Consider the following 26,950-nt stretch of genomic DNA (forward strand, 5'->3'; position numbering starts at 1 on the left):
ATATTTACCCCGCAAAAGGGACGACCCCCGCCAGGGGGGGAGGAGGCGAGGGTCGTCGTGCATCAGCCCCGGGGGGTCGGGCTGATACACCCTCGGCTCAGGCCGAGTACTGCTTACTATACACATGACAGTCCGGATTTACGCAAGTAGTCGTGATATCGAAAAAACACGTTGAGCCGCAAAAACACCGCTGGTCACGCCCGTCGCACCGGCGCTGAGCCGCCGTTTTGGGCGCAACGTGGCGGCGCCGTTGGACCGCCGACCTATGCTGGGGCGGTGACCGTCTTCGACTCGGCCGCGCAGCAGCAAACCTCACCGGCGACCGCTGCAACCACCGCTTCCCGCGCCCGCACCGCCGCCTTCTTCGACCTGGACAAGACGATCATCGCCAAGTCCAGCACGCTGGCGTTCAGCAAACCGTTCTTCAATCAGGGACTGCTCAACCGCCGCGCCGTGCTGAAGTCCAGCTACGCCCAGTTCATCTATCTGCTCTCCGGCGCCGATCATGACCAGATGGACCGGATGCGCACCCACATGACCAACATGTGCACCGGCTGGGACGTCGAACAGGTCAAGTCGATCGTCAACGAAACGCTGCACGACATCGTGACACCGCTGGTGTTCGCCGAAGCCGCGGACCTCATCGCCGCCCACAAGCTGTGCGGCCGCGACGTCGTGGTGGTCTCGGCGTCCGGGGAAGAGATCGTCGCGCCGATCGCCCGGGCGCTGGGCGCCACCCACGCGATGGCGACCCGAATGGTCGTCGAGGACGGCAAGTACACCGGGGATGTCGCGTTCTATTGCTACGGCGAGGGCAAGGTGCACGCGATCCGCGAGTTGGCCGCCCGCGAGGGCTACCCGCTGGAACACTGCTACGCCTACTCCGACTCGATCACCGACCTGCCGATGCTCGACGCCGTCGGCCACCCCAGTGTGGTCAATCCGGACCGCGGCTTGCGCAGGGAAGCCGCCGAGCGCGGCTGGCCGGTGTTGGTGTTCTCCCGGCCGGTGTTGCTGCGCGACCGGATTCCGGCGCCGTCGGGTGCCGCGATCGCGACCACCGCCGCGGTGGGCGTCACCGCGCTCGCCGCCGGCGCAGTCACCTACTCGCTGTTGCGCCGCTTCGCGTTCTAGCCCGGCCGAGCCCCGCCGTCAGCAAACGCGTTGAGCGCGCAATCCGGTGCCGCTTCGCAACATTCACAGAATTGGGCCTTGCTGTGCTAAGGACCAAGTAGTACAAAGGAACCACGGAAGCCCGGTGAGGCCTAGATCGGTCCGGAAGAGAAGGTTCGATCTCCCGATCCGGGCGCCCAGCACGGCACCCGGCACCCACGCGGAGTCATAGCCGCGATAATGGCAGAAGTGTTGCGGGCCTGCGTAATTGCGAAAAGCAGAAGGTGTTGGCGGCTCCTTGGGTGGGGTCGCAGCCGGAAGCGCCGCAAGATCGCCGAGGCCAACCCACGCAACCCAAAGATGCACGCTTGGTAACCGAGTTCCGTGCTAGCGGGCGGCGGACCGAATATTCGGAACGCCGCCCGCTCTGCATTTGCCGGACACATTCTCCGACGCCATTTCGAGGTCCGTTGGCTACCGATTTGGCTAACGACCCGACAGCGAGTCGGCGATCGACAACGCCTCCCGCGCGCCGGCTTGCATTGCCCGGCAGCACAGCACCAGCCAGGCGCCCAGCCCGGCCGGCGTGCCGTCGGCGAATCCGCGCGCGGCATTGCGATAGTCCTCCGGCTGGCGCATCCAAATCACCTCGGGCACACCCAATCCGTGTGGATCCAATCCGCTGGTGATCGTCACCAACCGCGACACCGCGCGGGCCACCACGCCGTCCGCACTGCCAAACGGCTTGAGCGTCAACAGTTCTCCGTGCGCGACGGCGGCCACCACCGGTGCCGGCGCGCGGGTGCCGCCGGTCACCAACCCCGCCAGCAGCTCCAGCCGCGGCCCAACCTCGGCATCGGCGCGCGGGCGGCCCAGCCGCTCGTCATCGACCTGGTCGGCCGCCGCCAGCATGTGCAGACGGGCCAGCGCCTGCAGGGGTGCCCGCCGCCAGACACCGACCAGGGGTCCACCGCCGCCCTCCAGCGCCTGGGCCACCCGCAGCGCCCCGCCGAACACCGGATCACTGAACGGGCCGGCCTCCGCCGGATCGTCCAGCCGGACCGGGCCGCCGTCGAGCACCGAGGAGGCGCGCGCCGCCCGCAGCGCGGCTTCGGCGGCGGTCACCGGCCAGCCCCGCAGGTTGGCCCGGTGGCGGTGGGCCCGCCCCAGCGCGTCGCGGGCCCGGTCGCTGGCCTCGGCAACGCCGGGCAGCTCCATCAACGGGGCCAGCGGGTCAGCCGTCACAGGTTGCCAACCTATCCCGGAGGGAACGGGGCGCCCGGAATGGCCTCCAACAACTGACGGGTGTACTCGTGGCGGGGCCGGGTGAACAGTTCCTTGGTGGGCGCCTGCTCCACCACCCGGCCGGCGCGCATCACCAGCACGTCGTCGGCGATCTGCCGGATCACCGCCAGGTCATGGCTGATGAACAGGTAGGCCAGGCCCAGCTCGGCCTGCAGTTCGGCCAGCAGGTCCAATATCTGCGCCTGCACCAGGACGTCGAGCGCCGAGACCGCCTCGTCGCACACCAGCACCTCGGGCCGCAGCGCCAGCGCCCGGGCGATGGCGACCCGTTGCCGCTGGCCACCCGACAGCTCCCGGGGCAGCCGGCCCAACACCGACGACGGCAGCGCCACCTGGTCGACGAGCTCGCGCACCGCCCGCTCGCGCTGCCTGCGGTCACCGACCCGGTGGATTCGCAACGGTTCCTCGATGGCACGAAACACCGAGTACATGGGATCCAGACTGCTGTAAGGGTTTTGGAACACCGGTTGTATCCGCCGGCGAAAGGCCAAGACCCGGTCCCGGTTCAATGCGTCACCGATTTCGGCGCCGTCGAAAACCACGGTGCCCGACGTCGGTTGCAGCAGACCGAGCGCCATCCGCGCCAGGGTCGATTTCCCCGAGCCCGACTCTCCGGCGATGGCCAGGGTGGCGGCCCTGCGCAGCCGAAACGACACGGCGTCGACGGCGCAGAAGTCCGTGCGTCGCCACGGCGCCCCGCGCGATCGCCGGTAGATCTTGGTCAGCTCCGAGGCGACGAGAATCTCCTCGACGCGTTCGTGCGGGGTGCGCTGCCGGGCTGGGGCTGAGCTGCCGACCGCCAGCGACGGGACGGCGGCCACCAACCGCCGCGTGTATTCGTGTTGCGGCTCCCGCAGGATCGACTGCGCCGCACCGGATTCCACCACCACGCCGCGGTGGACGACGACCACGGACTCCGCGCGTTCGGCGGCCAACGCCAGGTCGTGGGTGATCAACAGCAGCGCGGTGCCCAGTTCGTCGGTGAGCCGCTGCAGATAGTCGAGCACCTGCCGCTGCACCGTGACGTCCAGCGCGGACGTCGGCTCGTCGGCGATGAGCAGCTTCGGGCGGCCCGCCAGACCGATGGCGATCAGCGCGCGTTGACACATGCCGCCGGACAGCTGATGCGGGTACCGGCCGGCGTGTTCCACCGGATCCGGCATGCCCGCCTCGGCGAGCAGCCGCACCGCACGCCGCCGCGCCTCGCGGCCATCGGTGTTGGCCCGCAACGCTTCCCGGACCTGGAAGCCGACCTTCCAGACCGGGTTGAGGTTGGTCATCGGATCTTGGGGCACATAGCCGATCAAGCGGCCCCTGACCGACCGCAGCAGCCGACGGTCGGCACCGGTGATGTCGCGCCCGTCGAAAACGATGCGGCCGGCCGTGATTCGGCCTCCGGGCGGAAGTAGCCCGAGAATCGCGGCGGCGGTGGTCGACTTCCCCGACCCCGATTCGCCCACCACCGCGACGGTCTGACCACGCCGCACGACCAGATCCACGCCCCGAACCGCCGGGGCGTGATCGCCGAACCTGACCTCCAGCCCCTCGACCGACAGCAGCGGTGCCTCGCCGGTGCGGTTCATGCGCGCCACGCCCGCGAGGCCGGATCCAGGGCGTCCCGCAAAGCGTCACCCATCATCATGAAGGCCAGCACCGTAATCGCCAGCGCGCCGGCCGGATAGAACAGTATCGGCGAGCCCGACCGCAGCCGGCTCTGCGCCAGGCTGATGTCGCCACCCCAGGACACCACCGACGCCGGCAGCCCCACGCCGAGGTACGACAGGGAGGCCTCGGTCACGATGAACACGCCGAAGGCCAGCGTGGCCACCGCGAACACCGGGCCCAACGCGTTGGGCAGCGCATGCCGAAGCAGGATCTGGAAGTCACTCAGCCCCAACGCCTTCGCCGCAAGCACGTAATCGCTGCCGCGCACCTCGAGCACCGCGCCGCGAGCGACCCTGGCAACCTGTGGCCAGCCGAACAGGGCCAGGATGACGATCACCGTCCACACCCTGCGGTGGTGCAGGACACCCATCAGCACGATGGCCGCCAGCAGCAGGGGCAACCCGAAGAACACGTCGGTGACCCGTGAGACCAGCGCGTCGACCCAGCCCCCGTAGAAGCCGGCCAGCGCGCCCAGCGCCCCGCCGACGACGAACGCGAGCAGGGTGGCCCCCAGCCCCACGCTGACCGAGGCGCGGGCGCCATAGACGGTGCGCGCGTAGATGTCGTGGCCCTGCAGATCGGTGCCGAACCAGTGCGCGGCCGACGGCGGAAGCAGGCTCTGGCTGGGATCGGCATAGCCGGGATCGATTCCGGTGAACCACGCCGGGAACACCGCGACCACGACAATGAACAGAATCAGCGCGGCGGCGACGACGAACTTCGGGCGCCGGCGCAGTTCGCGCCAGGCGTCCCGCCAAAAGCCGTGGCGACCCGGAATGTGCTCAGCCATAACGGATCCGGGGGTCAAGGGCGGCGTAGAACAAGTCCACGACCAGGTTGGCCACCAGATAGATCAGCACCAGCACCGTCACGACGGACACCACCGTCGGCGCCTCCTGCCTGGTGACGGCCTGGAACAACACGCCGCCGACGCCGTGGATGTTGAAAATGCCCTCGGTCACGATGGCTCCACCCATCAGCGACCCCAGGTCGGCGCCCAGGAAGGTCACCACCGGGATCAGCGAGTTGCGCAGGATGTGCACCGTCACCACTCGCGGTCGCGACAGTCCCTTGGCCGTCGCGGTGCGCACATAGTCGGCGTGCGCGTTCGCGGCCACCGCTGATCGGGTCAGGCGCACCACATACGCGAATGACACCGAGCCCAAGACGATCCCGGGCAGCAGCAGCCGCGAAAAGGTCGCCCGGTCGCCCACCGTGACGGGCGCGATTCCCATCCGGACGCCGAACACGAACTGCGCCAGGAAGCCCAGGACGAATATCGGGATCGCGATGATGACAAGGCCGGCGAGCAGCACCGTGGAATCAAAGATTCCGCCCTCACGCAGGCCGGCGACCACGCCGAATCCGATCCCCAGCACCGCTTCCACCGCGACCGCGATCAGCGCCAGCCGCAGCGTCACCGGAAACGCGTGCGCCAGAACCGCACTGACCGGCAGCCCGGAATAGGAGCGGCCCAGATCGCCGTGCAGGACGCCACCCAGATAGCGCAGGTACTGCAGCAGGAAGGGATCGTCGAGGTGGTAACGGGCACGCAGCGCCGCGGCCACCGCGGGCGTCAGCGGACGGTCCCCCGCCATCGCCGCCACCGGATCACCGGGTAACAGGAACACCATCCCGTAGATCAGCAGCGTGGCGCCGAGGAAAACCGGCACCATAATGGCGATTCGGCGCACGATGTACCAGCCCATGTCAGACCTTCACAATGTTCTCGTAGTCGGGCAGGCCGTTCCAGGTGACATGCACGTTTTCGACCTGTGTGGACCACCCCACCACGCCGACGTTGTCCCAGAGCGGAACAACGGGCATGTCGCGGAACAGGATTCGCTGTGCGGCGTTGACCAGGGCGTCGGACTGCGGCAGGGTGGGCGCGGCCTCGGCGGCCACCAGCGCCGCGTCGAACTCGCGATCGGAGTAGCCGACGTCGTTGGAACCCGCCCCGGTGGCGAACAGCGGGGCGAGGAACTCGATCATGGACGGGTAGTCCCCCTGCCAGGCGGCGCGAAACGCGGTCGAGATGGTGTGGTTGGTGATCTGGGTGCGAAATCCGGCGAAGGTGGGCTGCGGCGCGCCGACCGCGTCGATGCCCAGAACGTTCTTGATGCTGTTGGCCACCGCGTCCACCCATTCCTGGTTTCCGGCGTCGGCGTTGTAGGCGATGGTGTACCGGCCGCTCCACGCGGAGATCGCGTTGGCCTGCGCCCAAAGTTGCCGCGCGCGACCGGGATCGAAGTTCAGCACGTCGTTGCCCGGCAGGTCGGGATCGAAGCCCGGCAACGACCGGGCGGTGAAATCCCGCGACGGGGTGCGGGTGCCCATGAAGATCTGCTTACAGATTTGCGGGCGGTTGACCGCGGCCGACAGCGCGAGCCGGCGCAGCCGGCCTTCCTCGCCGCCGAAGTGCGGCAGCCGCAGCGGCGTATCGAGGCTGTGTTCGACCGCCACGGGGCCGCTGGTGACGTTATCGCCCAAGTCGCGCTTGTAGACCGGCAGCGCACTCGGCGGAATCGTGTCCAGCACATCGAGATTGCCCGACAGCAGGTCGGCGTAGGCGGTGTCCAGGTTGGCGTAGAACTCGAACCTCAGGCCTCTGTTGCGGGGCTTGCGGTTGCCCCGGTAGTCCGGATTGGGCCGCAGATCGATCTTGACGTTGTGTTCCCAGGCCGGCCCGTCCGGGCTGTCGGCGAGCTTGTACGGCCCGTTGCCGACGGGGTTGCGGCCGAACGCCGCCATGTCGCGAAACGCGGCGTCCGGGAGCGGATAGAAAGCGCTGTGGCCCAGTCGCAAGACGAAGTCGATTGTCGGCGCCTTGAGCCGCACGGTGAACTCGAGATCGTTGACCACCCGCAGCCCGGACATGGTGGTCGCCCCCGGCTTTCCGTCGCTTGTCACGCCGGAAACCTCGTCGAACCCGTCGATCGGGCCGAAAAAGCTTTGCTGCAGTTGGGCATTGGTGCTCAAGGCCCCATAGTTCCACGCGTCGACGAACGAGTGCGCCGTCACCGGCGAGCCGTCGGTGAACTTCCAACCCGGCTTGAGCGTGATGCGGTAGTTGACGTTGTCGGTGGTGTCGATCGACTGGGCGACCTCCTTCGAAGGGTTTCCGGCGGCGTCGTAGGACATGAGGCCGGCGAAGAGCCGATCGATGATCCGGCCGCCGTTGCTGTCGTTGGTGCTGGTCGGGATCAGCGGGTAGGGCGGTTCGCCGCCGTTGACCAGCACCAGGTCGGGGCTCAAGACGCCGCCGCCACAACCGGCCAGCGACGCGGCCACCAGCATTCCGGCCGCGAGGACGGCCAGCGCGGCCCGCATCCGACACATGACAGCGACCCTAGGGCCTGCGGCCGCGCCGGCCTTGCCGGGCTTCGTCAGCCCACGGTCACGGGGTGGACCTCGAGCAGGCAGGCGTCGATGGTGGCCGGCACGGTGACCACGTCGGTGGTGTCGGGAGGGTTGACGAGCAGTTCGGTGTAGGTGGGGCACAGCTTGCCGCTGTCGTCGATGGCCATGCCCTCCACGACCGCCTGCCCCTGCGTCGATAGCGACAGCGTGACGGTGGGCGGCACGTCGACGCCGGCCGGCAGTCCGCCCATGTATCCGCGCAGCGTGGGCTGGGCGTGAACGAGCGGCCCGCCGGCGCCCGAGTCGACGCCCGGAAAACCGGTCAGCGTGCACGGGTCCGCACCCCCGGCGAGGGTGAAGATCAGGTTCAGCGCGCGGTGGCCCACGGCGCCCTGGGCCGGGGAGGCGGCCACGGCGATCTGGTCCGACCAGCATGGCGTCGGCTGGTCGGTGGTATCGGCCGGTGCGGCCCATGCGGGTGGCCCCAGCGCGGTGGCGGCCGCGTAACTCGTTGCGGCCGCGGCAAGGCTGGGGACTAGTCGGCGCGCGCGCCGCCCATGCGGTCCCGGCACACCGGTGATTATCCGCTATGCGGGCGCTTTTGGCCCCCCGTTTGACGAGCGCGACCCCGGTTTGAAGAGCGGCTTTTCCCTTTGCCGGTTAGGCTCACTGACGGTTGACGAGCCTCGACACAGGAGAGACGCCAGTGACCGCCACGCACGCCGAAGGCCCGGCTTCCTATCCGGCTTCGTATCCGCCGCCGCCACGATTCGCCGAGCATGCCAACGCCGGCGAGGAGCTGTACCGCGACGCCGAGGCGGACCGGCTGGGTTTTTGGGCCAAGCAGGCCAATCGGCTGTCCTGGGCGACGCCGTTCACCGAGGTCCTGGACTGGTCGCGGGTGCCGTTCGCCACGTGGTTCGCCGACGGCAAGCTCAACGTCGCCTACAACTGCGTGGACCGCCAGGTGGAGGCCGGCCATGGGGATCGGGTCGCCATTCACTGGGAGGGCGAGCCGGGCGACAGCCGCAGCCTGACCTATTCCGATCTGCAGACCGAAGTGTGCAAGGCGGCCAACGCGCTGACCGGCCTCGGCCTGGTCGCCGGCGACCGGGTCGCCATCTACCTGCCGTTGATCCCCGAGGCCGTGATCGCGATGCTCGCCTGCGCGCGGCTGGGCATCATGCACAGCGTCGTGTTCGCCGGCTTCACCGCGAAGGCATTGCAAGCCCGGATCGCCGATGCCCAGGCCAAGCTGCTGATCACCAGCGACGGGCAGTTCCGCCGCGGCAAGCCGGCGCCGCTGAAGGACGCCGCCGACGAGGCCGTCTCGGATTCCGATAGCCCCGTCGAGCACGTTGTGGTGGTGCGGCGCACCGGGATTGACGTGTCCTGGAACGACGACCGCGACCTGTGGTGGCACGAGGTCGTCGACTCCGCGTCCGCCGAACACATCCCGGAGCCGTTCGCCGCCGAGCAGCCGTTGTTCCTGCTCTACACCTCGGGCACCACCGGCAAGCCCAAGGGCATCGTGCACACCAGCGGCGGCTACCTGACCCAGGCCTCCTACACGCACCACTACATCTTCGACATCAAGCCCGAGAAAGACGTGTTCTGGTGCACCGCCGACATCGGCTGGGTCACCGGACACACCTACGGCGTCTACGGTCCGCTGTCCAACGGCGCCACCGAGGTTCTCTACGAAGGCACGCCCGACACGCCCACCCAGCACCGGCATTTCGAGATCATCGAAAAATACGGCGTGACAATCTATTACACCGCGCCCACGCTCATCCGGACGTTCATGAAATGGGGACGCGAGATCCCCGACGCGCACGACCTGTCCAGCCTGCGGCTGCTGGGATCGGTGGGCGAACCGATCAACCCCGAAGCGTGGCGCTGGTACCGCAAGGTGATCGGCGCGGACCGCGCCCCGATCGTGGACACCTGGTGGCAGACCGAAACCGGTGCCGCGATGATCTCCCCGCTACCGGGAGTCGCTGCGGCCAAACCGGGTTCGGCGATGACACCGTTGCCGGGCGTCTCGGCCAAGATCGTCGACGACCACGGCAATCAACTCCCCACCGGCAGCAAAGGGGGCGAGCACGTCAGCGGCTACCTGGTCCTGGACCAGCCGTGGCCGTCCATGCTGCGCGGCATCTGGGGCGACCCGGAACGGTACGTCGAGACCTACTGGTCCAGGTTCGCCGAGCAGGGCTGGTACTTCGCCGGCGACAGCGCCTATTACGACGCCGACGGCGATATCTGGGTGGTGGGCCGCATCGACGACGTGATGAACGTGTCGGGGCATCGACTCTCGACGGCCGAGGTGGAGTCGGCGCTGGTCGGCCACGTCGCGGTGGCCGAGGCGGCCGTGGTCGGGATGACCGACGAAACCACCGGGCAGGCCATCTGCGCGTTCGTCGTCTTGTGTGCCGACTACGACGCGCACGGGGGACATCAAGGGATCGTCGACGAGTTGCGCGTGGAGGTGTCCCGCGAAATCTCACCCATCGCCCGGCCGCGCGAGGTCCACGTGGTGCCCGAACTGCCCAAGACCCGCAGCGGCAAGATCATGCGCCGGCTGTTGCGCGACGTCGCCGAGAACCGTGACCTGGGTGACACGTCGACCCTGCTGGATCCCGGCGTGTTCGACGCGATCAAGGCCGGAAAGCCGGGCGGGTGATTCACGCCGGTACCGGCACGAACCCCGCGCCGGTCCGGTGTTTGGCGTTGATGTCGGCCAGGATCGCGTTGAACGACATCACCACCGCCGGGGTGTGCAGCGGGATGTATTTGATGATGCACGTCGGCAGGCTGTCGCTGAAGGCTCCGTGAATCATCCCGACCAGCAGGTTGTTGACCGTCACCGGCGCCCCGGAGTCGCCCGGCTGCCCACAGACCTGCATGACGATGGTGCCCGGATCCTGGCCCATCCCCCAGGTGACGCCGCACGAATTGCCGGTCGTGCGGCCCTGTTTGCAGGCGATCTGGCCGAAGGCCGGGTCCGGGCCGATGCCGTTGATCGGAAATCCGTTGTAGTTGGCCACCGGCGCCACCTTGGCCGGATCGAACTTGATCACCGCGTAGTCGAGATTGTCGTTGCCCGCGACCATCGTTCCCAGCGTGCCTCTGGCTCCGAGCGCCTCGGCGGCGACCTGAGCGCCCGGGCCCCCGCAGTGCGCGGAGGTGAAACCGATCAGCTCACCGGCGGCATCGCTGCCGATGGTCGTCAGGGTGCACATCGTGTCCCCGTTGATGACGATGCCCGCGCCGCCGCCCATCGGGACCCTGTCGTCGGCGGCGGCGGTGTTGGCGGGCAGACCCGGCAGGGCCACGAGCACGGCTACCATCGCCGCCAGAGAGCAACGGTGGGCCGTCTGCAAAGCAACACCCCCATCAAACGGTTGGACATCCCGAGCGGCCTCGACAGTCTAGTCGGCCGGTATGTCCCGCTCGCGGAGGTAGGCACCCCGGCCACACCGCTTCCTTAATCCCCTTCCCGCTCAAGGAGATCGACACACTCACGCCTCCGCCGTCTGGACGCCGTCCGGACGCACGCGGAACCTCTCCGACCGCCGGAATCCTCGGAGGTCGTCGGCTGGCCTCGTCTGCCACCGCACCGCATGGCAACATAAGCCGCGACGAGCGAACCGAGAGGACCGCCTGTGAGCAAAGTTGATCGCAAGAACGGTGTGCCCGGCACCCTGACCACGATTCCGTTGACCGACCCGCACGCCAAGCCCGCCGAGCCGTCGATCGGTGACCTGATCAAAGACGCGACGGCTCAGGTGTCCACGCTGGTGCGCGCCGAGGTCGAGCTGGCCCGCGCCGAGATCACCCGGGACGTCAAGAAGGGCCTCACCGGCAGCGTCTATTTCATCGCCGCGCTGGTGGTGCTGTTCTACTCCACGTTCTTTTTCTTCTTCTTCCTCGCCGAGCTACTCCACACCTGGCTGTGGCGCTGGGTGGCGTTTTTGATCGTGTTCGCGATCATGGTGGTGGTCGGGGCGGTGCTGGGGCTATTGGGTTTCCGTAAGGTGCGCCGGATCCGGGGACCGCGGCAGACGATCGAATCCGTCAGGGAGACACGCACCGCGCTCACCCCCGGCCACGACAAGGCCGCCGCCGGGGCCAAGCTGCTCACCGAGCCGCGCGGCAGGCACGAAAAGCCCGAAAGCGGCGCTCCCGCCGATCCCTCGGGCTGGTAGATGCCGGCACCAGATCCGTCGGTCACCCGCATCGACGGGCCATGGCGCCATCTGGACGTGCACGCCAACGGCATCCGCTTCCACGTCGTCGAGGCTTTGCCCGCGGGCCGGCCGGCCGGTGCGGACGCGGCTGGTCCACCCTCGGAGCCGGCCACGGCGCGGCCGCTGGTGATCCTGCTGCATGGTTTCGCATCGTTCTGGTGGTCCTGGCGTCATCAGTTGCGCGGGCTGACCGGGGCGCGCGTGGTCGCCGTCGACCTGCGTGGCTATGGCGGCAGCGACAAACCACCCCGCGGCTACGACGGCTGGACACTCGCCGGCGACACGGCCGGACTCATTCGCGCGCTCGGGCACTCGTCGGCGACGCTGGTCGGCCACGCCGACGGCGGGCTCGCCTGCTGGGCCACCGCCCTGCTGCATTCACGGCTGGTCTGCGCGATCGCGCTGATCAGCTCGCCACACCCGGCCGCGTTGCGACAATCCACGCTGACGCGCCGCGACCAGGGTTGCGCACTACTGCCGACGCTGCTGCAATACCAAATGCCGCTCTGGCCGGAGCGCCTGCTCACCCGAGACGACGCGGCGGAGATCGAGCGCCTCGTCCGCAGCCGCAGCTCCGCCAAATGGGTTGCCTCCGAAGACTTTTCCCAAACCATCGGCCATCTGCGCACGGCGATCCAGATCCCGGCGGCCGCGCACTGCGCACTGGAATACCAGCGCTGGGCGGTGCGCAGCCAGCTGCGCGGCGAAGGCCACCGATTCATCCGATCGATGTCCCGGCAGCTCGGTGTGCCGCTGCTGCACCTGCGCGGCGACGCCGATCCCTACGTGCTGGCCGACCCGGTCGACCGCACCCAGCGCTACGCCCCACAGGGACGCTACGTATCCATTGCCGGCGCAGGGCATTTCAGCCACGAGGAGGCGCCGGAGGAAATCAATAGGCACCTAACGAGGTTCCTTGAGCAAGTCCACGGGACCGGGGTCAGCTGACGCAGGCCCCGGTGCCCACCTGTTGGGTGTCACCGATCTTGGAAAGCTGACTCGCCACCTCGTCGGCCGTCAACACGAAGCCCGTGTCGGGGTCGTCGACGGCCGCGCCGAACACCACGCCGAGCACGTGGCCGCTGAGGTCGATCAACGGCCCACCCGAATTCCCTTGCTCCACACTGGCTCTGATCGTGTAAACGTCGCGGGTCACCGGCGCCGGGTCCCGGTAGATGTCGGGACCGCTGAGCCTGATGGCCTCACGAATCCTGGCCGGAGTCGCGGTGAAGTTGCCGCCGCCGGGATAACCCAGCACCACGACGCTGGCGCCGGTCTTCGCCTCGGTTTGGGCGAAGGCCAACGGCGGCGGCGGCAAGTTGGGAACGGCAAGAATGGCGATGTCCACGGACGGGTCGTAGGACACCACGGTGGCGTCAAGGGGGTTGCCGCTGGCGTAGACCTGGACGCTGTTGGACCCGGCCACCACGTGCGCGTTGGTCATCACCCGATCGGGTGCCACCACGAATCCGGTGCCCTCCAACACTTTTTGGCAGCTGGGCGCCAGGCTACGCACCTTGACGACGCTTGGCGCGGCCGCCGTCACCACCGGGTTGTTGGCCAGGGCGGGGTCGGGTGATGCGACCGGAATCACCGGGGTGCGGCTGAACGGCTCCAGCACCGCGGGCAGGCCGGACGTGTTCAGCAGCGCCGACAGCCGCTTGGGCACCGTCTTCAGCCAGGGCGGTGCGACGTCGTTGACCTGGGCGAGCACCCGCGAACCCCGGACCGCGGCGGCCAGCTCCGGCTGGTCCTTGGACTGTGTCAACGGCGTCGCCAACAACCAGGCCGCGGTCAACACCACGACGAGCTGGACCCCCACCCCGATGACCGAGTCGATGGAGCGGACGGCGCGGCTGTGGATCGCCCCGCGAACGGCCCGTCCCAGCACCACGCCGGCGACCTCACCGACGACGACCAACGCGAGGATCAAAAACAGCGCGGTGAACAGTTTGGCGCGGGGCGCGGCGATGTGGCTGACGATGTGGGGTGCCAGCAGCACGCCCGCGATCGCGCCGAGCAACACACCGATGAACGACAGCAGGGAACCCAACGCGCCCGAACGCCAGCCCGAGACGGCCGCGATGAAGGCGACCGCCAGCACGGCGATATCCAGCCACTGCGACGGGGTCATCGAACTCATGGGGACCCGCCCTGCTCGCCGACCAGCACCATCGCGTCGTCCAGCTCCCGCACGTCGGTGCTGTCCCAGGGCACGGCCCAGCCGGCGACGTCGAGCATCGCGGAAATCACCTGGCCAGTGAAGCCCCACACCAGCATCTCGTTCAACAGAAACGCCGGCCCGGCCCAACGGCGGCCGTGGTTGCCGCGGTACACCATCAGCCGGTTGGCCGGATTGATGAAGGCGCGCACCGGAACTCGCGCCACGATCGCCGTCTCGGCCTCGTTGACCACGGCCACCGGCCCGGGGTCCGGCGAGTAGGCCAACACGGGAACGACGTGGAACTGTGACGGCGCGATGAACGTCCGCTCCATGGTGGCCAGCGGACGCAGCCGGCTGACGTCAATCCCGGTTTCTTCGTGCGCTTCTCGCAGGGCGGTGGCCACCGGACCCTCGTCGGTGGGATCGGAGGCGCCGCCGGGGAACGCCGCCTGGCCGGCGTGGTGGCGCAGCGTCGAGGCCCGCACGGTGACCAACAGGTCGGCATCGTCGGGGACACCGTCGGCCGGCCCGGATTCCGGGCCGGAAAACAACACCAGAACGGCGGCCTCGCGGCCGTCGCCCCGCAGGGACGCCACCGATGAGGCAGCCTTGGCGGTCACCATCGCCAGCAGGTCGGCCGGCAGCCGGCGCCGAAACGCGTCCGGGATCCGCTCGACGTTGTCGACCAGCGGGCGCAACCAGGAGGGGGAGGCATCGGGCGTGAGCGCAACCGTCTCCCACCCGCGGGTGAGGTCCCCGTGCGGCAGGGGAGTATCCCCAACGCTCACCGGCACCTCCCTCGGCGTCATCCCGCGTCGTTTCCGATCGCGGCCGCGATCTCGTCGGCGGTGGCAAAAGGCCGCGGCAGCGTCTGCGCAACGCTACCGTCCGGCCGCAGCACCACGGTCGCGGGCATCACATTTACCACCCCCAGCGCCGCCGCGACCCGGCGACGGCCGTCCTGCAGGGTCGGCAGCCGAACACCCAACTCCGCCAACCGCAGTAGCGCGGCCGTCTCGTTCTCGTCCTGGTGCACCGTCACCACCGTCACGTCCGGCCCCACCCGTCGTTGGTACTCGGCCATCGCGGGCAGTTCGGCTGCGCAGGGCGCGCACCAATACGCCCACAGGTTGAGGACCACCCGGCGTCCGGCCAGAGCGCGGCCGACGTCGACGGCCGATCCGTCGGCGGCGCATTCGACCAGCACACCCCGCAGCGCCGCCGGGCCGGGACCGCCGCCGGCCGCGGGACAGGGCGGCAGGCCGGCCCGCTCGCGGGGACCCGCCAGCGCGGCCGGGGTGTCGGCGTCGCGGTGTTCCCGGTCGGCCGCGGCCCGGGGCGTCGCGCTCGTCGGGGTCAGCGGCGTCCGGGCGGCATTGTCGCGCAGCTGGGTCGCCAGGGCCGCCGCCAGCGCCGCCACCACCGCCAAAATCGCGATGGTCCAGCGCGTTTTCCGGCTCAACGTCTCCTGCCCGCGGTGTTACAGCCCGGCCAGGGCCAGCAGGTGCTCGGTTTCCGGGCCCTGCACGAGGCGCGCCGCGAGCAGTGGTTCCGTGGGACCGAGGCCGAAGGAGGGGCAATCCTTGGCCAGCAGGCAGACGCCGCACGCCGGCTTGCGGGCGTGGCACACCCGCCGGCCGTGGAATATCACTCGATGGCTCAACATGGTCCACTCGCTGCGGTCGATCAGTTCGCCGACCGCGTGCTCGATCTTGACCGGGTCCTTTTCAGCGGTCCAGCGCCACCTGTGCACCAGCCGCGAGAAATGGGTGTCGACGGTGATGCCGGGGACGCCGAAGGCGTTGCCCAAGATGACGTTGGCGGTCTTGCGTCCCACTCCGGGCAGCGTGACCAGCTCGGCCATGGTCGACGGCACCTCGCCGTCGAACCGTTCCACCAGGGCCTGACCCAGGCCGATGAGCGCGGCCGCCTTGTTACGGAAGAAGCCAGTGGGACGGATGAGGTTTTCTAGCTCGGCGCGATCCGCTTGCGCATAATCCAGTGCCGAGGTGTATCGCGCGAACAAAGCCGGTGTCGTCAGGTTGACCCGTTTGTCGGTGCTTTGCGCCGACAAAATGGTGGCCACCGTCAGCTCCAGCGGCGTCCTGAAATCCAACTCGCAGTGCGCGTGCGGAAACGCTTGCGCCAGTACGCGATTCATCCGGCGTGCCCGTCGCACCAAGCCGACCCGGGTTTCCTGCGCCCAGCGCCGGGCCAGGACGCCGTCGGGCGAGGCCGGCGTTGACTTCGAGCGCCCGGACGACTTTGCCGCTGTCACCTACGACAGAGTACTGATTTCGTGATCTCACTGAGACCTTAGGCATGTTTACTCTCCTTGTGTCATGGTTGCTGGTGGCCTGCGTGCCCGGGTTGCTGATGCTTGCGACGCTCGGTCTGGGGCGGCTCGAAAAGGAGCTCGCCCATGACACCGTCACCGCGACCGACGTAGACGAGTTCCTCGAGCACGCGGAGGCCGTGGACGTGCACATGCTGGCCCGCGAAGGCATGCCCGAGGCGTTGGAATACCTGCATCGACGCCAGGCTCAGCGGCTGGCCGATTCGCCACCGCTGGACGCACACGTCGGGAGGCACCGCGCCGAGACGGTCCTGGCCACCTTTGCCACCGATTTCGGTGACCGCAACGAGGCCGGATTACCGACGCGAATACACACCCATCCGCGCGTCAATCCGCAATATGGTGGGACTAGACACGTCAATCCTGTGTAGCGTGGCACGTTGGACGCATTGGCCTACCTTTAGACTCGTCAGACGGGCAAGCGGTTGGCCTGCCCACATCACATCGTTGGAAAGCTGAAGAGGCAACGTGGACGAGATCCTGGCAAGGGCAGGAATCTTCCAAGGGGTTGAGCCTGGCGCAGTCGCCGCACTGACCAAGCAACTACAACCCGTCGACTTCCCCCGTGGGCATATGGTTTTCGCCGAGGGGGAGCCGGGCGATCGGCTGTACATCATCGTCTCGGGAAAGGTCAAGATCGGCCGCCGCTCGCCGGATGGTCGGGAGAACCTGCTGACCATCATGGGCCCGTCGGACATGTTCGGCGAACTGTCGATCTTCGACCCGGGTCCACGGACCTCCAGCGCGACCACGATTACCGAGGTGCGGGCGGTGTCGATGGACCGCGACGCGCTGCGGGCGTGGATCGCCGATCGTCCCGAAATCGCCGAGCAGCTGCTGCGCGTGCTGGCCCGGCGGCTGCGGCGGACCAACAACAACCTCGCCGACCTGATTTTCACCGACGTGCCCGGCCGGGTGGCCAAGCAGCTGCTGCAGCTCGCCCAGCGTTTCGGCACTCAGGAGGGCGGCGCGATGAGGGTCACCCACGACCTGACGCAAGAGGAGATCGCGCAGCTGGTCGGCGCCTCCCGGGAGACGGTGAATAAGGCATTGGCCGACTTCGCCCATCGCGGCTGGATCCGTCTGGAGGGCAAGAGCGTGCTGATCTCGGACTCCGAGAGGCTGGCCCGCCGAGCGCGCTAGCTGCGGCCGGTCATCGAGACTGCGCCCAGCGCTACCCGATGGCCCGCCGGCGCACTCTGTGTACAGTTTCGACGCGCTCAGCGCAGACTCGACGCGGATCAGCGGCGCAGGTAGTCCAGCTGGGCCTGAACCGACCATTCGGCCGCGTCCCAAAGCTTCTCGTCGACGTCGACATAGACGTGTTCGACGATCCGGCGGGCGGTGGCGTCCTCGCCAAGATCGCGCAGCGCGGCGCGCACCTGCTCTAAACGCTCGTGCCGGTGCACTAAGTAACCCGACGCGACGGCTTCCAGGTCAGGCAATTCAGGCCCGTGCCCGGGCAACACCGTGCGCCGCCCCAGGCCGCGCAGCCGCCGCAGTGATTCCAGGTAGTCGGCGATGCCGCCGTCTTCGGTGTCGATGACGGTGGTGCCCCGGCCCAACACGGTGTCCGCGGTCAGCACGGCGTCGTCGAGAACGAATGACAACGAGTCCGCGGTGTGGCCGGGGGTCGCCATCACCTTGATCTTCAGGCCGGCCGCATCGATCACCTCCCCGTCGACCAGCTCCCCGCCGAGGCCGCGCAAAAACCCGCTACCGGCCGAGCGGACCGTCGCCCCGGTCAGCTCGACCAGCTTGTCGATGCCGTCGGTGTGGTCGCCGTGCCGGTGGCTGATCAACACCAGCGCGATGCGGCCGACGGCGGCGACCAGGGCGATGTGTTCGTTGTCGTCCGGCCCGGGATCCACGATCACGACCTCGTCGCTGCGCGGGCCACGGAGCACCCAGGTGTTGGTGCCGTCCAGCGTCAGCAGGCCGGGGTTGTCGGCCAACAGGACCGAGGCCGTATCGGTGACCGGCCGCAACCGGCGGTATGCGGGATGGGCCAGCGACTCGGCAGCCTCGGTCACGGCCGTTGGCCCACCTCGACGATCAACTCGACTTCCACCGGCGCATCCAGCGGCAGCTCGGAGACCCCGACGGCCGAACGCGCATGCGCGCCCTTGTCGCCGAACACCTCGGCGAGCAGGTCGGACGCCCCGTTGACCACGCTTGGCTGGCCGTTGAAACCCGGCGCGGACGCGACGAACCCGACGACCTTGACCACACGGGTCACCGCGTCGATGCCCACCAGCGAGTTCACCGCCGCCAGCGCGTTGAGGGCGCAGGTCCGCGCCAGCGCCCTGCCCTCTTCGGGGCTGACCTCGGCACCGACCTTGCCGGTCCGCGCCAGCTTTCCGGACTCCATCGGCAGCTGGCCCGCGGTGTAGACGAGGTTTCCGGTCCGCACCGCCGGCACGTAGGAGGCCAGCGGCGCGGCCACGTCGGGAAGCGCGACGCCAAGTTGGCCGAGCCGGGCGGAAGCGCTCATCTACTTGGGGCGCTTGAGGTACGCAACGTGCTGCTCGCCGGTGGGCCCGGGCAGCACCGACACCAGCTCCCAGCCGTCGGCACCCCACTGGTCGAGGATCTGCTTGGTGGCGTGCGTCAGCAGCGGGACGGTGGCGTACTCCCATGCGGTCGGTTGGCTCATGACGCGAGCTTATCGGTCGATTTCGAACGGCTCTGGCCCGGTGGCCACGGGCGCCCGGGCTAGCATGCGAAGGTGGCAACCACACCTAGCGGCGGCAGTTCCGTCGGCTGGCCGGCGCGCTTGTCCAAGGCCCGCTTGCATTTCGTGACCGGCAAGGGCGGCACGGGTAAATCGACGGTGGCGGCCGCGCTGGCGCTGACGTTGGCCGCGGGGGGCCGCAAGGTCCTGCTCGTCGAAGTCGAGGGCCGCCAAGGGATTGCGCAACTCTTCGACGTCCCGCCGCTGCCGTATCAGGAGCTCAAGATCGCCACCGCCGAACGCGGCGGCCAGGTCAACGCCTTGGCGATCGACATCGAGGCCGCGTTCCTGGAATACCTCGACATGTTCTACAACCTCGGCATCGCGGGCCGGGCGATGCGCCGCATCGGTGCGATCGAGTTCGCGACGACGATCGCGCCCGGCCTGCGCGACGTGCTGCTCACCGGCAAGATCAAGGAGTCGGTCGTGCGGCTGAACAAGGGGGCCAAGACCCCGGTCTATGACGCGGTTGTCGTGGATGCACCGCCGACGGGCCGGATCGCGCATTTCCTGGACGTCACCAAGGCGGTGTCCGACCTGGCCAAGGGCGGCCCGGTGCACTCGCAAGCCGAGGGTGTGGTGAAGCTGCTGCACTCCGACCAAACCGCCATCCACCTGGTTACTCTGCTGGAGGCGTTGCCGTTGCAGGAAACGCTGGAAGCCATCGAGGAGCTTGCGGAGATGGAGCTGCCGATCGGCAGCGTGATCGTGAACCGCAATATCCCGTCTTATTTGGAGCCGCGTGACCTGGCAAAGGCCGCCGAGGGAGATGTCGACTCGGACTCGGTGCGGGCCGGGCTGAAGATGGCCGGGATCACGCTCAGCGACACCGACTTCGCCGGCCTGCTGACCGAAACCATCCAGCACGCGACGGTGATCGCCGGGCGCGCCGAGATCGCACAACAGCTCGACGCGTTGAAGGTGCCGAGGCTAGAATTGCCGGCGATCTCCGACGGCGTCGACCTCGGCAGCCTGTATGAGCTTTCGGAATCTCTTGCGCAGCAAGGAGTTCGATGAGCACCGCACCGAAAACCCTCGATATGGCGGCAATTCTGGCCGACACCACGAACCGAGTGGTGGTGTGCTGCGGCGCCGGTGGGGTGGGCAAGACCACGACCGCGGCCGCGATGGCGCTGCGGGCAGCCGAATATGGCCGCACCGTATGTGTTTTGACGATTGACCCGGCCAAGCGGTTGGCGCAAGCGCTGGGAGTCAACGACCTCGGCAACACGCCTCAGCGGGTGCCGCTGGCGCCCGAGGTCTCCGGCGAGCTGCACGCGATGATGCTCGACATGCGCCGCACCTTTGATGAAATGGTCGTCCAATACTCCGGACCCGGACGGGCACAGTCGATTCTGGACAATCAGTTCTACCAGACCGTCGCCACTTCGCTTGCCGGCACGCAAGAGTACATGGCGATGGAGAAGCTCGGCCAACTGCTGAATCAGGACCGCTGGGACCTGGTGGTGGTGGACACTCCTCCGTCGCGCAACGCGCTGGACTTCTTGGACGCGCCAAAACGACTGGGCAGCTTTATGGATAGCCGATTGTGGCGCCTGCTGCTTGCGCCCGGCCGGGGCATTGGGCGGTTGGTAACCGGCGCAATGGGTTTGGCGATGAAGGCGATGTCCACCGTGCTCGGTTCCCAAATGCTTGGCGACGCAGCAGCATTCGTGCAGTCCCTGGACGCCACATTCGGCGGTTTCCGCGAAAAGGCCGATCGCACCTACGCGCTGCTGAAAAGGCGCGGCACACAATTTGTCGTGGTGTCGGCGGCCGAACCCGACGCGCTGCGCGAGGCGGCCTTCTTTGTCGACCGGCTGTCGCAGGAGAGTATGCCGCTGGCGGGGCTGGTCTTGAACCGCACTCACCCGACGTTGTGTGCCCTACCGGTCGAGAGGGCGATCGACGGAAGCGAAACGCTGGAGGCCGAAACGGATTCGGAGGCCGCGTCACTGGCCGCGGCCGTGCTGAGGATTCATGCCGATCGGGGGCAAACCGCCAAGCGGGAAATCAGGTTGCTTTCCCGGTTCACCGGGGCCCATCCGCACGTGCCGGTGATCGGGGTTCCGTCACTGCCGTTCGACGTTTCGGACCTGGACGCGCTGCGCGCGCTCGCCGACCAGATCACTTCGGTCGGCGACGAAGCGGCCCGCGCAGCGGAACGCTGAGAAGCCGACCAATCCGACCCGCGCCGGCGACGAAGCGGCCCGCGCAGCGGAACGCTGAGAAGCCAACCAATCGACCAGCCCCTGCCTGATACTATTTGACGCCGGCTAGTCCTACGTGGTGCGCACGAATGGTTGCTGACGAATCCCTATTAGGCACAAGCCAGTTCGTATTCGACACGGGGCAATTGTCTATTAGACACGGTCTAATAAGACCAGCAGCCTCGGCTGTAACATGAACGTAATCATGAAAACACGGGTTTTCAGGACCCTTTGAAGTACCAGGGCCGCCGTGCTAGACCGTGCGGCCGGCTCAGCCGACACTCCGGTTTCTGCGCTTTTCGAAGAAGTCCGCCCACGAGACGACCTCGGGGTGCTGCTTGAGCAGGGCTCGGCGCTGACGCTCGGTCATGCCGCCCCAGACCCCGAACTCGACCTTGTTATCCAGCGCGTCCGCCCCGCACTCTTGCATTACCGGGCAATGACGGCAGATCACAGCCGCCTTACGTTGGGCGGCGCCCCGAACAAACAGTTCATCGGGGTCAGTGGTTCGACACAACGCTTTAGAGACCCAGGCGATCCGATCCTCGGCGTCGACACTGCGCAGTACCCCTTGTTCAGCCGCAATATTTGGTTCATCCGCGGCCGGCCGTGTTCCTGACACGAGCTGTTCCCTTCCTCCCGGCCGCGAGTTGCGACCGCCCTCCTCGGGTGCAGACCCCTGCTGCGATCTACGCCACACTATGCAGATCGGTGTTAGCTGAATCTCACCGTGTGTCTAAGTTAGGTGGTCAAGTGGCAATTGCGCAACAGTCTGATAACGGTTTTTTTGGGACGCGCGTGCAGTCTCGTCCCGAAGCATAAATCCGGCCGCCGTGTCGCGCACCTCAGCCCGGTGGTCCATCAGTGACGTCGACGCAAATTTTTTCCCAAAGTCGCTGGTAAGTCCACTGGCCACAGCATGGCCGAGTTCCGGCCAACTCGTGGCGTGGCCGGGTGACTGAGGGCCGCTACCCTAGTACCATGCCCGACCGCCCCCCGGCCGCCGTCACGCTTCTCAAGCTTGCGGGCTGCTGTTTATTGGCGAGTGTCGTCGCCACGGCACTGATGTTCCCACTGGCCGGTGGACTGGGCCTGATGTCCAATCGGGCCTCTGAAGTCGTCGCCAACGGCTCGGCCCAGCTTCTCCAGGGTGAGGTGCCGGCCGTGTCGACGATGGTCGACAAGAAAGGCAACGTCATCGCCTGGCTGTACTCGCAGCGCCGGTTCGAGGTGCCCACCGACAAGATCGCCAACACCATGAAGCTGGCGATCGTTTCGATCGAGGACAAGCGGTTCGCCGACCACAACGGGGTGGACTGGAAGGGCACCCTGACCGGGCTGGCCGGCTACGCGAGGGGTGACGTCGATACCCGGGGTGGTTCGACCATCGAACAGCAGTACGTAAAGAACTACCAGCTGCTGGTGACCGCCCGAACCGACGCGGAAAAACGCGCGGCCGTCGAAACCACGCCGGCGCGCAAGCTGCGTGAGATCCGGATGGCGCTCACGCTCGACAAGACCTTCACCAAACCCGAAATCCTGACCCGCTACCTCAACCTCGTCTCTTTCGGCAACAACTCGTTCGGCGTGCAGGACGCCGCGCAGACCTACTTCGGCATCAACTCGTCCGAGCTGAATTGGCAGCAGGCGGCGCTCCTGGCGGGCATAGTGCAATCGACCAGCACGCTCAACCCGTACACAAATCCGGACGGCGCCCTGGCCCGCCGGAACTTGGTGCTGGACACCATGATCGAGAACCTGCCGCAAGAGGCCGACGCCCTGCGCGCCGCCAAGGCCGCACCGCTGGGGATATTGCCCCAGCCCAACGAGCTGCCTCGGGGCTGCATCGCGGCAGGCGACCGCGCCTTCTTCTGCGACTACGTCCAGGAGTACCTGTCGCGCGCCGGGATCAGCAAGGAACAGGTGGCCAGGGGCGGCTATCTGATCCGCACCACGCTGGACCCGGACGTGCAGGTCCCGGTCAAGGCGGCCATCGACAAGTTCGCCAGCCCGACCCTGGGGGGCATCTCGAGCGTGATGAGCGTGATCGCGCCGGGCAGAGATTCCCACAAGGTGATGGCGATGGCCAGCAACCGCAAATACGGGCTCGACGTCGATGCCGGCGAAACCATGCGACCGCAGCCGTTCTCCCTGGTCGGCGACGGTGCGGGATCGGTCTTCAAAATCTTCACGACGGCCGCCGCGCTGGACATGGGCATGGGCATCAACGCCACGCTCGAGGTGCCGGGCCGATTCCAGGCCAAGGGCATGGGCAGCGGTGGGGCCAAGGGCTGCCCCAAGGACACCTGGTGCGTGATCAACGCCGGTAATTACCGGGGTTCGATGAATGTGACGGACGCGCTGGCCACCTCGCCCAACACCGCGTTCGCCAAGCTGATCCAGCAGGTCGGGGTGACGCGCACGGTGGACATGGCGATCAAGCTCGGCCTGCGGTCCTACGCCAACCCCGGCACCGCCCGCGACTACAACCCGGACAGCAACGAGAGCCTGGCCGACTTCGTCAAACGGCAAAACATCGGCTCGTTCACCCTCGGCCCGATCGAGGTGAACGCGCTAGAGCTGTCGAACGTGGCGGCCACCTTGGCCTCGGGCGGCGTGTGGTGCCCGCCGAACCCGATCGACAAGCTGTTCGACCGGCACGGCAATGAGGTCGCGGTGACCACCGAGACCTGCGATCAGGTGGTGCCCGAGGGTTTGGCGAACACGCTGGCCAACGCCATGAGCAAGGACGCCTTGGGCGGTGGCACGGCGGCGGGTTCGGCCTCCGCGGCCGGCTGGGACCTGCCGATGTCCGGCAAGACCGGCACCACCGAGGCGCACCGATCCTCCGGTTTTGTGGGCTTCACCAGCCACTACGCGGCGGCGAACTACATCTACGACGACTCACCGACGCCGACGGATTTGTGCTCCGCCCCGCTGCGCCATTGCGGCGAGGGTGACCTGTACGGCGGCAACGAGCCGGCACGCACCTGGTTCACCGCGATGAAACCCATCGCCAACAACTTCGGTGAGGTGAAGTTGCCGCCCACCGACCCCCGTTACGTCGACGGGTCGCCCGCCTCACGGGTGCCCGCCGTCACCGGATTGGATGTCGACGCGGCGCGTCAACGCCTGAAGGACGCGGGCTTCCAGGTCGCCGACCAAACCAACTCCGTCAACAGCAGCGCAAAGTCGGGTGAGGTGGTCGGAACGACACCCAGCGGCCAGACGATTCCGGGGTCGATCATCACGATCCAAGTCAGTAACGGCATCCCGCCGGCTCCGCCTCCGCCACCGGAAGGCGTCCCACCGCCGATCGGATCGCAGGTCGTGGAGATTCCGGGTCTGCCACCGATTACGATTCCGCTGCTGGCGCCCCCGCCGCCGCCCGGACAGCCGCCCCCGTAGAGCGCGGGATCGCGGTCTGCATGCGCGACCGGCAGTAGGCTGCCTGCATGGCTGAAGTTTTGCCCGTCCTGATCCGCACCGGCGCCGCCGCGCTCGGCTCGACCGTCGCCGGCATCGGTTATGCCGCGCTCGTCGAGCGCAACGCGTTCGTCCTGCGCGAGATAACCATGCCCGTCTTGACGCCGGGCTCCACGCCGCTGCGGGTACTGCACATCAGCGATCTGCACATGCGGCCCAACCAGCACCGCAAACAGGCCTGGCTGCGCGAACTGGCCAGCTGGGAGCCAGATCTGGTGGTCAACACCGGCGACAACCTGGCGCACCCCAAGGCGGTGCCCGCGGTTGTGCAGACCCTGGGCGACCTGCTGTCGCGGCCGGGTGTGTTCGTGTTCGGCAGCAATGACTACTTCGGGCCGCGCCTGAAGAACCCGTTGAACTACGTGACCAACCCGTCGCACCGGCTCCGCGGCGAGCCGCTGCCCTGGCAGGACCTGCGGGCGGCGTTCACCGAACGCGGCTGGCTCGACCTCACCCACACCCGCCGCGAGTTCGAGGTGGCCGGCCTGCACATCACCGCCGCGGGCGTGGACGACCCGCACATCAACCGGGACCGCTACGACGCGATCGCGGGCCCGGCCAGCCCGGCCGCGAACCTGCGGCTGGGGCTGACCCATTCCCCGGAGCCGCGGGTGCTGGACCGGTTCGCCGCTGACGGCTACCAGCTGGTGATGGCCGGACACACCCACGGCGGGCAGGTGTGCATGCCGTTCTACGGCGCGCTGGTGACCAACTGCGGCCTGGACCGGTCCCGCGCGAAGGGACCGTCGCGTTGGGGCGCGAACATGCAGTTGCACGTCTCCGCCGGGATAGGCACCTCCCCGTTTGCGCCCGTGCGATTCTGCTGCAGGCCCGAAGCGACTCTGCTGACGTTGATCGCCACTCCGATGGGCGACCGGGATTCCACCAGCGACCTGAGCCGTTCGCAGCCAACCGCTTCGGTGCACTGAACGATCGGACCCGGATCGCGGTCCGCGGCCGCTCCCATTGCTGGGCCGACAATCCGGCTGATCCGGGCCCATGCGCGTCGCAGCGCCGACACACACTTGCTCCGGTACCCCGCTGCCGTCGGCGTGGTGTGCGGACGTGGGCATCGCGCTGCATCTCAAAGACGAGACGACGCACATCACCGGCAGCCTCAAGCCGCGCTCGTTGTTCCTGTATGTGCTGCGCAACGGGGGATCGACGACCGGGCCGGTGGTCTAGCCTGTTGCACTGCGGTTTCGCCAGCCGACGGGCCGGTGCGATAGGCTGTCGTGGCTTCAAGCGGGGTGTGGCGCAGCTTGGTAGCGCGCTTCGTTCGGGACGAAGAGGCCGTGGGTTCGAATCCCGCCACCCCGACCCGTGATTCAAGCGCCTGACCAGTAGCAACACGGTCGGTGCTTCTCTGCGTCAGGAAGACGTTTGCGCGTCCGTCCGCAGCGCGTCCGCAGCAGATTTGCGCAGCGCCAGCACTGCAGGTAAACGGCCCGGATTCGATCATCCCGGTCCATCTCCTTTAGTGGACGATGAGCGAACAACGTCACCGACGTTTGGCCCTCAGCGACCCGTACGAGCGGTGCGGGAAGTTAATTGAAATTAGTGAACGCTACTCGGTGCTAGCGGGAAAAGACCAGTTAGATGCGCCTCGGCTGATAGTGCGTGGAGAAGCGCCGCCGTCTCGGCGGAACGACGCTGGGCGCGGCGCCCGCCCAAATTCGCAATTCCGCCCGCCCGACGAGGCGGCAACGGTGGGTGGTCGCCAACTGGCGAGCCGCCTTTGTGAACGCTCGGTTTGTCACCACGACCGTCTGATTACAACCGTGGTGCAGTGCTCCGGAAACGACCTGCTGCACCGCGGCCACGCCGACAGCCTTTGTCAGCCGCTTACATTGGACCGCCATGCGGGTGCCGTCTTTTTTGGCGATTAGATCTACCCCGTAGTCGCCGGTGCTTGCGGTGGGGGTGACGCTCCAACCCGCGGTGCGAAGCTGTGCCGCAACGAATCCTTCAAACTCGACACCCGACATCTGGTCGATGGCCGCCATGTCGGAAGTCGCACATCGACGATCGCGCCTTCGCTGCAGCGCGACTTGATAGCGGTCCCATCGAACAGAAAGCCACAACAGGGTGGCCAGCGTCAGGACCAGGCCGCCGAGCCCGGCCGAAAAGCCCGCCGGCACGCTACCGGTGGTCTGCTGGGTGAAATACCAAGGGAGAGCGAACCCGAACAAGAGCAGGACGAACCCGAGTATCTTCTCCATGGCTCCTCACGGTGCTGCGCCGACGTGGACTTGTCCGACGAAGCTACCGGAGGGCTGTGACAATCCAGGACAATCCACCGCT

26 protein-coding genes, 1 tRNA gene and 1 pseudogene are annotated in these 26,950 nt (G+C 67.7%); 12 read left to right on the forward strand and 16 right to left on the reverse strand.

Going from position 1 to position 26,950, the window contains the following annotated elements:
* Nucleotides 1-276 precede the first annotated feature (276 nt).
* Nucleotides 277-1,134 carry an HAD-IB family hydrolase gene (locus K3U93_RS23120; RefSeq protein WP_083010157.1) on the forward strand — a complete coding sequence of 286 codons (858 nt, stop codon included), beginning with the start codon at nucleotides 277-279 and terminating at the stop codon, nucleotides 1,132-1,134.
* Between the two features lie 465 nt (nucleotides 1,135-1,599).
* Here the strand turns inward: K3U93_RS23120 and K3U93_RS23125 are convergent, their stop codons facing one another.
* From K3U93_RS23125 to K3U93_RS23150, 6 genes are read right to left on the reverse strand one after another with little or no spacing between them, the layout of a single operon-like run.
* Complete coding sequence (locus tag K3U93_RS23125) at nucleotides 1,600-2,358, reverse strand: oxidoreductase (RefSeq protein ID WP_071513025.1); 759 nt, start codon at nucleotides 2,356-2,358, stop codon at nucleotides 1,600-1,602.
* An 11-nt stretch (nucleotides 2,359-2,369) separates the two neighbouring features.
* On the reverse strand, nucleotides 2,370-4,001 hold the full coding sequence (locus tag K3U93_RS23130; RefSeq protein ID WP_083010228.1) for a dipeptide ABC transporter ATP-binding protein: 1,632 nt from the start codon (nucleotides 3,999-4,001) through the stop codon (nucleotides 2,370-2,372).
* Nucleotides 3,998-4,873, reverse strand: a complete 876-nt coding sequence (locus K3U93_RS23135) for an ABC transporter permease (protein WP_071513024.1) — start codon at nucleotides 4,871-4,873, stop codon at nucleotides 3,998-4,000. Before K3U93_RS23135 ends, K3U93_RS23130 begins: the two co-directional genes overlap by 4 nt.
* Nucleotides 4,866-5,792, reverse strand: coding sequence for an ABC transporter permease (locus K3U93_RS23140; RefSeq protein WP_083010156.1), 927 nt, complete (start codon nucleotides 5,790-5,792; stop codon nucleotides 4,866-4,868). Before K3U93_RS23140 ends, K3U93_RS23135 begins: the two co-directional genes overlap by 8 nt.
* A gap of 1 nt (nucleotide 5,793) precedes the next feature.
* Nucleotides 5,794-7,422, reverse strand: coding sequence for a peptide ABC transporter substrate-binding protein (locus tag K3U93_RS23145; protein ID WP_083010155.1), 1,629 nt, complete (start codon nucleotides 7,420-7,422; stop codon nucleotides 5,794-5,796).
* A 47-nt stretch (nucleotides 7,423-7,469) separates the two neighbouring features.
* Nucleotides 7,470-8,015 (reverse strand): DUF4232 domain-containing protein, encoded by a 546-nt coding sequence (locus K3U93_RS23150; RefSeq protein WP_071513021.1) that lies wholly within the window; start codon nucleotides 8,013-8,015, stop codon nucleotides 7,470-7,472.
* Between the two features lie 134 nt (nucleotides 8,016-8,149).
* On the opposite strand from K3U93_RS23150, the gene acs reads away from it, so the two are divergent.
* Nucleotides 8,150-10,129 (forward strand): acetate--CoA ligase, encoded by a 1,980-nt coding sequence (acs, locus tag K3U93_RS23155; protein ID WP_083010154.1) that lies wholly within the window; start codon nucleotides 8,150-8,152, stop codon nucleotides 10,127-10,129.
* A 1-nt stretch (nucleotide 10,130) separates the two neighbouring features.
* On the opposite strand, the gene K3U93_RS23160 is transcribed toward acs, so the two are convergent.
* Nucleotides 10,131-10,829, reverse strand: a complete 699-nt coding sequence (locus K3U93_RS23160; RefSeq protein WP_139796857.1) for a chymotrypsin family serine protease — start codon at nucleotides 10,827-10,829, stop codon at nucleotides 10,131-10,133.
* Nucleotides 10,830-11,111: 282 nt separating this feature from the next.
* Between K3U93_RS23160 and K3U93_RS23165 the strand changes: the two genes are divergently transcribed.
* Nucleotides 11,112-11,654 (forward strand): phage holin family protein, encoded by a 543-nt coding sequence (locus K3U93_RS23165; protein WP_083010152.1) that lies wholly within the window; start codon nucleotides 11,112-11,114, stop codon nucleotides 11,652-11,654.
* The gene (locus K3U93_RS23170; protein ID WP_083010151.1) at nucleotides 11,655-12,644 is read left to right on the forward strand and encodes an alpha/beta fold hydrolase; all 990 of its coding nucleotides are present in this window, start codon (nucleotides 11,655-11,657) and stop codon (nucleotides 12,642-12,644) included. It begins immediately after the preceding gene.
* Here the strand turns inward: K3U93_RS23170 and marP are convergent.
* Genes marP through nth form a run of 4 tightly spaced genes read right to left on the reverse strand, consistent with a single transcriptional unit; the run spans nucleotide 12,637 to nucleotide 16,021 of the window.
* Nucleotides 12,637-13,830 (reverse strand): acid resistance serine protease MarP, encoded by a 1,194-nt coding sequence (marP, locus tag K3U93_RS23175; RefSeq protein WP_139796877.1) that lies wholly within the window; start codon nucleotides 13,828-13,830, stop codon nucleotides 12,637-12,639. The genes K3U93_RS23170 and marP overlap by 8 nt on opposite strands.
* Before the next feature lie 5 nt (nucleotides 13,831-13,835).
* A complete protein-coding gene (locus tag K3U93_RS23180) occupies nucleotides 13,836-14,648 on the reverse strand; it encodes an NUDIX hydrolase (RefSeq protein WP_083010227.1) in 813 nt (270 codons plus the stop codon).
* A 17-nt stretch (nucleotides 14,649-14,665) separates the two neighbouring features.
* The gene (locus K3U93_RS23185; protein ID WP_083010150.1) at nucleotides 14,666-15,322 is read right to left on the reverse strand and encodes a TlpA family protein disulfide reductase; all 657 of its coding nucleotides are present in this window, start codon (nucleotides 15,320-15,322) and stop codon (nucleotides 14,666-14,668) included.
* Between the two features lie 18 nt (nucleotides 15,323-15,340).
* Nucleotides 15,341-16,021 (reverse strand): endonuclease III, encoded by a 681-nt coding sequence (nth, locus tag K3U93_RS23190; protein WP_420915432.1) that lies wholly within the window; start codon nucleotides 16,019-16,021, stop codon nucleotides 15,341-15,343.
* A gap of 161 nt (nucleotides 16,022-16,182) precedes the next feature.
* Between nth and K3U93_RS23195 the strand changes: the two genes are divergently transcribed.
* Nucleotides 16,183-16,587, forward strand: coding sequence for a hypothetical protein (locus tag K3U93_RS23195; RefSeq protein ID WP_083010148.1), 405 nt, complete (start codon nucleotides 16,183-16,185; stop codon nucleotides 16,585-16,587).
* A 97-nt stretch (nucleotides 16,588-16,684) separates the two neighbouring features.
* Entirely contained in the window at nucleotides 16,685-17,359 is a 675-nt protein-coding gene (gene crp / locus K3U93_RS23200) for a cAMP-activated global transcriptional regulator CRP (protein ID WP_071513012.1), read from the forward strand.
* 98 nt (nucleotides 17,360-17,457) lie between these two features.
* On the opposite strand, the gene K3U93_RS23205 is transcribed toward crp, so the two are convergent.
* From K3U93_RS23205 to sp36, 3 genes are read right to left on the reverse strand one after another with little or no spacing between them, the layout of a single operon-like run.
* Nucleotides 17,458-18,249 carry an MBL fold metallo-hydrolase gene (locus K3U93_RS23205; protein WP_083010147.1) on the reverse strand — a complete coding sequence of 264 codons (792 nt, stop codon included), beginning with the start codon at nucleotides 18,247-18,249 and terminating at the stop codon, nucleotides 17,458-17,460.
* Complete coding sequence (locus K3U93_RS23210; protein ID WP_071513010.1) at nucleotides 18,246-18,710, reverse strand: RidA family protein; 465 nt, start codon at nucleotides 18,708-18,710, stop codon at nucleotides 18,246-18,248. The genes K3U93_RS23205 and K3U93_RS23210 overlap by 4 nt, the downstream gene beginning before the upstream one ends.
* Complete coding sequence (gene sp36, locus K3U93_RS23215) at nucleotides 18,711-18,872, reverse strand: Sp36 family protein (protein ID WP_003873302.1); 162 nt, start codon at nucleotides 18,870-18,872, stop codon at nucleotides 18,711-18,713. It lies immediately after the preceding gene.
* A gap of 72 nt (nucleotides 18,873-18,944) precedes the next feature.
* Here sp36 and bagA point away from each other — a divergent pair, with 72 nt between their 5' ends.
* Together bagA and bagB are read left to right on the forward strand one after the other, a co-directional pair.
* Nucleotides 18,945-19,967 (forward strand): ATPase BagA, encoded by a 1,023-nt coding sequence (gene bagA / locus K3U93_RS23220; protein ID WP_071513009.1) that lies wholly within the window; start codon nucleotides 18,945-18,947, stop codon nucleotides 19,965-19,967.
* On the forward strand, nucleotides 19,964-21,121 hold the full coding sequence (gene bagB / locus K3U93_RS23225; RefSeq protein WP_083010146.1) for an ATPase BagB: 1,158 nt from the start codon (nucleotides 19,964-19,966) through the stop codon (nucleotides 21,119-21,121). The genes bagA and bagB overlap by 4 nt, the downstream gene beginning before the upstream one ends.
* 310 nt (nucleotides 21,122-21,431) lie before the next feature.
* Here the strand turns inward: bagB and K3U93_RS23230 are convergent, their stop codons facing one another.
* Nucleotides 21,432-21,782, reverse strand: coding sequence for a WhiB family transcriptional regulator (locus K3U93_RS23230; RefSeq protein ID WP_071513007.1), 351 nt, complete (start codon nucleotides 21,780-21,782; stop codon nucleotides 21,432-21,434).
* Between the two features lie 359 nt (nucleotides 21,783-22,141).
* On the opposite strand from K3U93_RS23230, the gene ponA2 reads away from it, so the two are divergent.
* The 4 genes and pseudogenes from ponA2 to K3U93_RS23250 all read left to right on the forward strand — a co-directional run bounded on the left by ponA2 (nucleotide 22,142) and on the right by K3U93_RS23250 (nucleotide 25,966).
* A complete protein-coding gene (gene ponA2, locus K3U93_RS23235) occupies nucleotides 22,142-24,568 on the forward strand; it encodes a transglycosylase/D,D-transpeptidase PonA2 (protein ID WP_083010145.1) in 2,427 nt (808 codons plus the stop codon).
* A gap of 47 nt (nucleotides 24,569-24,615) precedes the next feature.
* Nucleotides 24,616-25,575 carry a metallophosphoesterase gene (locus K3U93_RS23240; RefSeq protein WP_071513005.1) on the forward strand — a complete coding sequence of 320 codons (960 nt, stop codon included), beginning with the start codon at nucleotides 24,616-24,618 and terminating at the stop codon, nucleotides 25,573-25,575.
* A pseudogene (locus K3U93_RS23245) lies at nucleotides 25,572-25,828 on the forward strand (PLP-dependent cysteine synthase family protein); the annotation flags it as partial. The gene K3U93_RS23240 and the pseudogene K3U93_RS23245, both read left to right, overlap by 4 nt.
* Nucleotides 25,829-25,892: 64 nt before the next feature.
* A tRNA-Pro gene (locus tag K3U93_RS23250) sits at nucleotides 25,893-25,966 on the forward strand.
* 275 nt (nucleotides 25,967-26,241) lie between these two features.
* Here the strand turns inward: K3U93_RS23250 and K3U93_RS23255 are convergent.
* Nucleotides 26,242-26,868 (reverse strand): restriction endonuclease, encoded by a 627-nt coding sequence (locus tag K3U93_RS23255; protein ID WP_083010144.1) that lies wholly within the window; start codon nucleotides 26,866-26,868, stop codon nucleotides 26,242-26,244.
* Nucleotides 26,869-26,950: the final 82 nt, after the last annotated feature.

It is taken from the genome of Mycobacterium malmoense (genome assembly GCF_019645855.1).
Taxonomy (GTDB): Bacteria; Actinomycetota; Actinomycetes; order Mycobacteriales; family Mycobacteriaceae; genus Mycobacterium; species Mycobacterium malmoense.